We start from the raw sequence: 8,074 nt of genomic DNA on the forward strand, positions 1-8,074 counted from the left end.
AGCGCGCTGCGTTCGCCGCGAAGGCGCGCCGGGCGGGCGAACCAGGGTTTGCCGGGCGCGGGCAGCGGCGTTTCGGCCGGCCAGCCGAGGAATTCACCGCGCAGGATCTCCCACTTATGCCCGATACCCGGTGTGCGCTTCATTTTGAACCCGGCAGCATTGATCAGCCGGCGTACCCAGCCGGTGCTGGTGAAGGTACTGAGGGTCGAGCCGGGGGCCGCCAGCCGGGCCAGTTCGGCGAACAGTTCGGCGGTCCACATATCCGGGTTCTTCGCCGGGGCGAAGCCGTCGAGAAACCAGGCGTCGACCTGGGCATCCAGTTGCGGCAGCTGCTCCAGGGCATCGCCGATCAGTAGCGTCAGGGTCACCCGGCCGTCATCCAGAACCAGCCGCTGGAAACCCTGGTGGATGGCCACGTATTGGCCCAGCAACTGATCGGCCAGGGCCTTGAGCTCGGGCCACAGCGACAGTGCGCGGGCCAGGTCGGCGTGGCTCAGGGGGTATTTTTCGACGCTGACAAAGTGCAGGCGCGCCCCGCGTGGCGCTTGTTGATTGAACAATTGCCAGGCGCACAGGAAATTCAGGCCGGTGCCGAAGCCGGTCTCGCCAATGACAAAGCCGCCGTGATCGGGCAGGGCCGCGAAACGTTCCTGCAGGCGGTTCTGTTGCAGGAACACGTAGCGCGTTTCTTCCAGGCCCGACTGGTCGGAGAAGTACACGTCGTCGAAGACCCGCGAATGCGGGCGACCTTGGTCATCCCAGTCGAGCTGGGCATGGGCGATGGGGGTCATGGGCGGCTCATAAATAACGGCAAGCAAAGGCAAGGCGGCCATTCTAGCTGATCAACCGGCAATGAATTGATCCATGGCAATCGTGGGTGGAATTTCCTCCTACGTGTTGCTGCCCAATCCGCTAGTCTTGAGCCATCTTGAAACGGAGCTGCCCATGTTCGAATCCGCCGAAATCGGTCACGCCATCGACAAAGACACCTTCGACGCCGAGGTGCCTGCGCTGCGCGAAGCGCTGCTGGAGGTGCAGTACGAGTTGCAACAGCAAAAACGCTTCCCGGTGATCATCCTGATCAATGGCATCGAAGGCGCGGGCAAGGGCGAAACCGTCAAGCTGCTCAATGAGTGGATGGACCCGCGCCTGATCGAAGTGCGCACCTTCGACCAGCAGACCGACGAAGAGCTGGCGCGCCCCCCGGCCTGGCGCTACTGGCGGCAACTGCCGGCCAAGGGTCGCATGGGTGTGTTTTTCGGCAATTGGTACAGCCAGATGCTGCAAGGCCGCGTGCATGGACAGATCAAGGACGCGCGTCTGGACCAGGCCATCGCCGGTGCCGAGCGCTTGGAAAAGATGCTGTGCGATGAAGGCGCGCTGATCTTCAAGTTCTGGTTCCACCTCTCCAAGAAACAGATGAAAGCGCGGCTCAAGGCCCTGGCCGACGACCCGCTGCACAGCTGGCGCATCAGTCCCCTGGACTGGCAGCAGTCCGAGACCTACGACAAATTTGTGCATTTCGGCGAGCGCGTGCTGCGCCGTACCAGCCGCGACTACGCGCCCTGGCACGTGATCGAAGGGGTCGACAGCAATTACCGTGGGCTCACCGTGGGCAAGCTGCTCCTGGAAGGCATGCAAAACGCGCTGAAACTGCCCAAGGGCAAGGCCAGCGGCATGAACCCGGCGCCGCTGATCGCCTCGGTGGACAAGAAGAGCCTGCTGGACAGCCTCGACATGACCCTGCGTCTGGACAAGGATGACTACGAAGAACAGCTGATTACCGAGCAGGCGCGGCTCTCCGGCCTGATGCGCGACAAACGCATGCGCAAGCACGCACTGGTCACGGTATTTGAAGGCAACGATGCAGCGGGCAAGGGCGGCGCGATTCGTCGGGTGGCGGCGGCGCTCGACCCTCGCCAGTACCATATCGTGCCGATTGCCGCGCCGAGTGAAGACGAGCGCGCCCAGCCCTACCTGTGGCGGTTCTGGCAGAAGATCCCGGCGCGCGGCATGTTCACCGTGTTCGACCGCTCCTGGTACGGCCGCGTGCTGGTAGAGCGCATCGAAGGTTTCTGCACCCCGGCGGACTGGATGCGTGCCTACGGCGAGATCAACGACTTCGAAGAGCAACTGCGCGATGCCGGCGTGATCGTGGTCAAGTTCTGGCTGGCCATTGACAAACAGACGCAACTGGAGCGTTTCCAGGCCCGTGAGGATATCCCGTTCAAGCGCTTCAAGATTACCGAAGACGACTGGCGCAACCGCGACAAGTGGGATGACTACCGCGCTGCCGTGGGTGACATGGTCGACCGCACCAGCACCGAGGTGTCGGCCTGGACCCTGGTGGAAGCCAACGACAAGCGCTGGGCGCGGGTCAAGGTACTGCGCACAATCAACCAGGCGCTGGAGGAGGCGTTTGCTAAAACCGACAAGCACGACAAGAAGAAAAAGAAATAGCCTGGATGGCTCGGTCCGATGTGTGAGGGGTTCTACACCCGATAGCCCCCACCCACACAAACCGTGTGCCACTCCCATGTTTTCGCATCCATGGGGTGAATGATCGTCGCGGTTGGGCAGGCCTGGATCTATCCTCGATCCATCTCCCAACAACGACAAGATCGAGGTAGCCCATGCGTGAAGTTGTGATCGTCGACAGCGTACGAACCGGCCTGGCCAAGTCCTTTCGCGGCAAGTTCAACCAGACCCGCCCGGATGACATGGCGGCCCATTGCGTCAATGCGCTGCTCACTCGCAATGGCATCGACCCGGCCACGGTGGAAGACTGCATCGTCGGTGCCGGCTCCAATGAAGGCGCCCAGGGCTACAACATCGGGCGCAACGTGGCGGTGCTGTCGCGACTGGGTACCGGTACGGCGGGCATGACCCTCAACCGTTTCTGTTCCTCGGGCTTGCAGGCGATCGCGATTGCGGCCAACCAGATCGCCTCGGGCTGCAGCGACATCATCGTCGCCGGTGGCGTCGAATCCATCAGCCTGACCATGAAGAGCGTCAATACCGACAACCTGATCAACCCGCTGCTCAAAGAGCAGGTGCCGGGCATTTACTTCCCCATGGGCCAGACCGCCGAAATCGTTGCGCGGCGCTACAACGTCAGTCGCGAAGAACAGGACCTGTACGCCCTGCAAAGCCAGCAACGCACCGCCCAGGCTCAGGCCGAAGGCTTGTTCAACGATGAAATCGTGCCGATGGCGGTGCGGTACAAGGTCGAGGACAAGAACACCGGCGCGGTGCAGGTGCTTGAGGGCGTAGTCGATCGTGACGACTGCAACCGCCCCGACACCACCCTGGCCAGCCTGCAGGGGCTCAAACCGGTGTTTGCCGAAGACGGTTCGGTGACGGCGGGCAATTCCTCGCAACTGTCCGACGGCGCCTCGATGACATTGGTGATGAGCCTTGAGAAAGCCCTGGCACTGGGGCTCAAACCCAAGGCGTTTTTCCGTGGCTTCACCGTGGCTGGCTGCGAGCCGGACGAAATGGGCATCGGCCCGGTGTTCTCGGTGCCCAAGTTGCTCAAGGCGCGAGGCTTGCAGGTGGCGGATATCGACCTGTGGGAGCTCAACGAAGCGTTCGCTTCCCAGTGCCTGTACGCACGCAATCGTCTGCAAATCGACAATGCCAAGTACAACGTCAACGGCGGCTCGATCTCCATCGGTCACCCGTTCGGCATGACGGGGTCGCGGCAAGTCGGGCATCTGGTGCGTGAGCTGCAGCGGCGCAAGCTGCGCTACGGCATCGTGACCATGTGCGTCGGCGGCGGCATGGGAGCGACGGGCCTGTTCGAAGCCGTTCGTTAGCTTTGATTGAAGGCCTGCGGTCAAGGTGGGAGCTGCCCGGCTCCCACCTTTGATTGTTGTTGAATCAGGTCCAGTGGTGGACCGGCCAGCCCGCCTTCTCGGCCTGTTCGCGCAACACCGGGTCCGGGTTCACCACGTGTGGATGATCAACCTTCAGCAACAACGGCAGGTCATTGCGCGAGTCCGAGTAGAAGTAAGCGCCCTCCAGCGTCTCGCCGTTGAGTTCCAGCCATTCCAGCAAGCGCGTGATCTTGCCTTCACGGTAGGTCAATACGCCCACGGTGCGGCCGCTGTACACGGCGTGGGCGACGTCCAGCTCAATGCCCAATACCTCATCGATACCGATGCGCGCCGCAATCGGTTTGACCAGGTGGGTGCCCGAAGCGGAAATCACCAGAATCCGGTCGCCATTCGCGCGATGCCTGGCGATGGTCTTGGTCGCGTCGCTGTAGATCAGCGGCTCGATCACATCCTCCACCCAAGGCTCCACCAGATGCTCGATCTCCTCCGGCGTACGGCCGATCATCGGCTCCAGGCTGAAGTCCATGAAGTCTTCCATGCGCAGCTTGCCCTGACTGTAGGCGTCCATCAGTTCGTTGTTCCTGCGCATGAACGATTCGGGGTCGACCCAGCCCAGGCGGCCCATCTGCTCGCTCCACAGGGTGGCGCAGTCGCCGTGGATCAGGGTGTCGTCCAGATCAAAAATTACCAATGCCATCGGTCACGCTCTCTCAGTCAATCGTTGCATCAGGCTACTTCACACAGTGCACTGGGGTCGATGGAAAGTGCCAGGCGCTGGCCGTCCGGGTGCAGGTCGTCGGCCGAGCGGTTGAGCACATCGACCACCAATTCCACGCCCCGCGCTTCGATGCGGTAGCGGATCACGTTGCCCAACAGGCTGTGGCTGCGTACCAAGGCGTCCAGCTCGCCGCTGCGGCTGAGTTCGATGGCCTCGGGACGAATCGCGATGCGCCCGCTGATCGGGCGTTGCAGCAATTGGCTGGCCTTGTCTGCATCAAGCAGGTTGTAGTTGCCGATGAACCCGGCGGCGAACACGTCCACCGGCGCGGTGTAGAGGGTTTCGGCATCGCCGCTTTGCACGATCTTGCCCTGGTTCATCAGAAAGATGCGGTCGGACATGGTCAGGGCTTCTTCCTGGTCATGGGTCACGAAGATTGTGGTCAGCCCCAGTTCACGCTGGATCTGGCGGATCTGTTCGCGCAGATGCTTGCGAATGCGTGCGTCCAGCGCCGACAGCGGCTCATCCAGCAGCAACAGGCGCGGGCGGGTGACCAGGGAGCGGGCGAGGGCCACGCGTTGGCACTGGCCGCCGGACATCTGGTGTGGATAGCGCCCGGCCAGGTCCTTGAGCTCCACCAGTTGCAGTACCTCCTGTACGCGCTTGTGGCTGTCGTCGGCGTTGACCTTTTGCATGCGCAGGCCGAAGGCGACATTCTGTTCCACGGTCATGTTGGGGAACAGCGCGTAGCTCTGGAACACCATGCCGATGTTTCGTTTTTGCGGGCTGAGCGGGACGATGTCCTGGCCGTCCAGCAGGATCTTGCCGCTGTCCACCGAGGTCAGCCCGGCGATGCAGCGCAGCAGGGTCGATTTGCCGCAACCGGACGGGCCGAGCAGGGTGACGAACTCGCCCTTGGCGATCTCGCAGTTGATATCGCTGAACACCGGCGTACCGGCGTAGCCTTTTTGCAAATGTTGGACGCTGACGAAGCTCATTGGCTTTTGTCCTTGTTCAAGATGTTGGCGGCCCAGGTCAGCACCAGCACAAAGAAGAAATAGGAAATGACCACGGCACTGGTGAAGTGGCCGCTGCTGTTGCGCATGTTGTTGAGGTACACCTGCAGGGTCTCGTAGCGGGTACCCACCAGAATGTTGGCGAACACGAACTCACCGAACAGGAACGAGAACGACAGCAGCAGCGCCACCATCAGGCCTTTGCGCAGGTTGGGCAACACCACGAAGATCGCCGCTTGCCAGGTGCTCGCGCCGAGCAGTTGCGAGGCATCCATGAGGTCGCGCAGGTTGATCGCCTGCAGGTTGTTGGTGATCGCCCGGTACATGAACGGCAACGCGACGGTGAAGTAGCAACCGATCAGAATCCAGGGTGTACCCACCATTGCCAACGGTCCGGAACCGTAGAGTTGCAGCAGGCCCACCGACGACACCACCGGCGGCACCGCGAAGGGCAGCAGGATCAGGATGTTCATCAGCGCGTCGAGCCTGGGGAAGTGGTAATGCACCACGAACAGCAGCGGCAGGATCAGCACCACCGACAGGATCAGCGCGCCCACGCACACCAGTAATGACTGACCGAACGCCATCAGGAAGCGCGGATCACTCCACAGCTGTACGTACCACTTCAGCGTAAAGCCGGCCGGCAGAATGGTCGCCGACCAACTGCTGGCAATCGAATAGATAAACGTGCCCACCAGCGGCAGTACCAGGACTGCAAACAGCAGGTACACCACCGTCCGGTGGTAGAGGGTGGCCGGGCCGGCTTCAGCGCGAGACATGGTAGCTCCTCTTGAGCAGCAGTTGATGAACCACCGTGACCAGGGTCATCAGCGCCACCAGCACCACGGCCAGTGCGCTGGCCATGTTCGGGTCGAGTGACACATCGCCGGAGACCAGCCCCGCGATACGGATCGGCAGCACGTTGAAGTTACCGGTGGTCAGAGCGTAAACGGTGGCGTAAGCCCCCAGGGCATTGGCCAGCAGGATCACGAAAGTGCCCAGCAGTGCGGGCGTGAGTACCGGCAGGCCAATATGCCGCCAGAACTGCCAGCCGTTGGCACCGAGCAGGGACGCCGACTCACGCCAGTCTTCGCGCAGCGCATCGAATGCCGGGTACAACAGCAGCACGCCGAGGGGGATCTGGAAGTAGGTGTAGAGGATGATCAGACCGGTTTTGGAATACAGGTTGAAGTCCTGGATGATCCCCGCCTGTTTGAGCATGAGGGTGATGCTGCCGTTGAAGCCCAGCAAAATGATGAACGCGAAGGCCAGGGGCACGCCGGCGAAATTGCTGGTCATGTTGGCGAAGGCGGTGACGAAGTTGCGCAGCGGCGAATCCACGCGGCGCAGCGAGTAGCTGCCGAGGGTGGCGATGATGATGCCGAAGATGCTGGAGTAGAAACTGATCTCCAGGCTGAACTGGATCGCTTGCAGGTAGAACTTCGAACTGAAGATGCGCACGAAGTTTTCCAGGCCCCAGCCGGCCTCTTCGGTTTGCAGGCTGTTGATCAGCACCCATACCAGCGGCGCGATTTCGAACACGATAAAGAACAGCGCGAAAGGTACCAGGCATAGCAGCGCCAGCCATTTGCCGCGAGTCATGGCGTTCACTTCAATAGCTCCCGGCAGACGGGTTTGTCGTGGGGCACGCCCAATAGTTCGCAGACGGTGCCGCACAAGTCGGTTTGTTTCGGCGTGGCCTTGGTATCCAGGCTGAAGGCATCGCCGATTACAAACAGCGGCACTTCACGCTCCTCCGGCAACAGGCCGTTGTGGGAGCGGTCGTTGTTCATGCCGTGGTCTGCGGTTACCAGCACCTGGTAGCCGGCGTCGAGCCAGCCTTGCAGATAGTCGGCAAGGATGATGTCGGCCGAGCGTGCGCTGTTGCGGTATTGCGCGGTGTCGAGGCCGTGCTTGTGGCCGGCGTCGTCGATGTTCATCGGGTGCACCAGCAGGAAGTCCGGCGTGTGCCTGAGCCGCAGGCTTTCGGCGTCGGCGAACAGGTGGGAATCCGGGTAATGGTCATTCCAGTAGAAATGCCCGTGCTGGATCGCCAGTGCCGTGTCGTCGGTATGACGATCGCGGGCGGCGAGAAAGGGCGTGCGGTTATACAACTCGCTGACCCAATGGTAAGCCGCCGCCGCCGTGGCAAGACCGGCGTCGGTGGCGTAATGGAAGATGCTGCGCTGGTTGGACAGGCGCGAGACGTTGTTGTGCACGATGCCGCTCTGGATCGGCGGCACCCCGGTCAGGATGCATTCATACAGCGGGCGGGACAGCGAGGGCAGTTCACATTCCAGTGTATAGAGGGCTGCGCGTCCTGCGCCGACATAGGCCTGCAAGTGCCCCATGGCGTGCCTCGCGACCTCGAAGTTCAGGCCGTCGAGCACGACAAGGATGACTGGGTGCTTCATGGGGGGCGACGCTCCGCAACGATTGACTTGGCTCAATGCCTCTGGAGGAACGGGGGGTCAAAAATGTGGGAGGGGGCAAGTCGAATC

At 61.8% G+C, this 8,074-nt stretch carries 8 protein-coding genes; 2 read left to right on the forward strand and 6 right to left on the reverse strand.

Going from position 1 to position 8,074, the window contains the following annotated elements; all coding sequences use genetic code 11:
- The coding region (mnmC2, locus tag JWR98_RS16590) for a tRNA (5-methylaminomethyl-2-thiouridine)(34)-methyltransferase MnmC2 (protein WP_205490571.1) at positions 1-791 on the reverse strand (791 nt) is incomplete at its 3' end.
- A 154-nt stretch (positions 792-945) separates the two neighbouring features.
- Here mnmC2 and pap point away from each other — a divergent pair.
- Positions 946-2,460, forward strand: a complete 1,515-nt coding sequence (gene pap, locus JWR98_RS16595; RefSeq protein ID WP_078732407.1) for a polyphosphate:AMP phosphotransferase — start codon at positions 946-948, stop codon at positions 2,458-2,460.
- A gap of 173 nt (positions 2,461-2,633) precedes the next feature.
- Positions 2,634-3,818 carry a thiolase family protein gene (locus JWR98_RS16600; RefSeq protein ID WP_205490573.1) on the forward strand — a complete coding sequence of 395 codons (1,185 nt, stop codon included), beginning with the start codon at positions 2,634-2,636 and terminating at the stop codon, positions 3,816-3,818.
- Between the two features lie 64 nt (positions 3,819-3,882).
- Here JWR98_RS16600 and JWR98_RS16605 read toward each other — a convergent pair whose 3' ends face one another.
- From JWR98_RS16605 to JWR98_RS16625, 5 genes are read right to left on the reverse strand one after another with little or no spacing between them, the layout of a single operon-like run.
- Complete coding sequence (locus tag JWR98_RS16605) at positions 3,883-4,536, reverse strand: HAD family hydrolase (protein ID WP_078732409.1); 654 nt, start codon at positions 4,534-4,536, stop codon at positions 3,883-3,885.
- Between the two features lie 29 nt (positions 4,537-4,565).
- A complete protein-coding gene (locus JWR98_RS16610) occupies positions 4,566-5,555 on the reverse strand; it encodes an ABC transporter ATP-binding protein (protein ID WP_003172971.1) in 990 nt (329 codons plus the stop codon).
- Positions 5,552-6,352, reverse strand: a complete 801-nt coding sequence (locus tag JWR98_RS16615; protein ID WP_078732410.1) for an ABC transporter permease — start codon at positions 6,350-6,352, stop codon at positions 5,552-5,554. Before JWR98_RS16615 ends, JWR98_RS16610 begins: the two co-directional genes overlap by 4 nt.
- Positions 6,339-7,175 (reverse strand): ABC transporter permease, encoded by an 837-nt coding sequence (locus JWR98_RS16620; protein WP_176156617.1) that lies wholly within the window; start codon positions 7,173-7,175, stop codon positions 6,339-6,341. Before JWR98_RS16620 ends, JWR98_RS16615 begins: the two co-directional genes overlap by 14 nt.
- Before the next feature lie 5 nt (positions 7,176-7,180).
- On the reverse strand, positions 7,181-7,987 hold the full coding sequence (locus JWR98_RS16625) for an alkaline phosphatase family protein (RefSeq protein WP_078732411.1): 807 nt from the start codon (positions 7,985-7,987) through the stop codon (positions 7,181-7,183).
- Positions 7,988-8,074 lie beyond the last annotated feature (87 nt).

It is taken from the genome of Pseudomonas lactucae, assembly GCF_016937615.1.
GTDB classification, from domain to species: domain Bacteria; phylum Pseudomonadota; class Gammaproteobacteria; order Pseudomonadales; family Pseudomonadaceae; genus Aquipseudomonas; species Aquipseudomonas lactucae.

Coding starts and splice junctions, on each gene's coding strand:
- pap (WP_078732407.1), top strand. CDS start 946: ATGTTCGAATCCGCCGAAATCGGTCACGCCATCGACAAAGACACCTTC.
- JWR98_RS16600 (WP_205490573.1), top strand. CDS start 2,634: ATGCGTGAAGTTGTGATCGTCGACAGCGTACGAACCGGCCTGGCCAAG.
- JWR98_RS16605 (WP_078732409.1), bottom strand. CDS start 4,536: ATGGCATTGGTAATTTTTGATCTGGACGACACCCTGATCCACGGCGAC.
- JWR98_RS16610 (WP_003172971.1), bottom strand. CDS start 5,555: ATGAGCTTCGTCAGCGTCCAACATTTGCAAAAAGGCTACGCCGGTACG.
- JWR98_RS16615 (WP_078732410.1), bottom strand. CDS start 6,352: ATGTCTCGCGCTGAAGCCGGCCCGGCCACCCTCTACCACCGGACGGTG.
- JWR98_RS16620 (WP_176156617.1), bottom strand. CDS start 7,175: ATGACTCGCGGCAAATGGCTGGCGCTGCTATGCCTGGTACCTTTCGCG.
- JWR98_RS16625 (WP_078732411.1), bottom strand. CDS start 7,987: ATGAAGCACCCAGTCATCCTTGTCGTGCTCGACGGCCTGAACTTCGAG.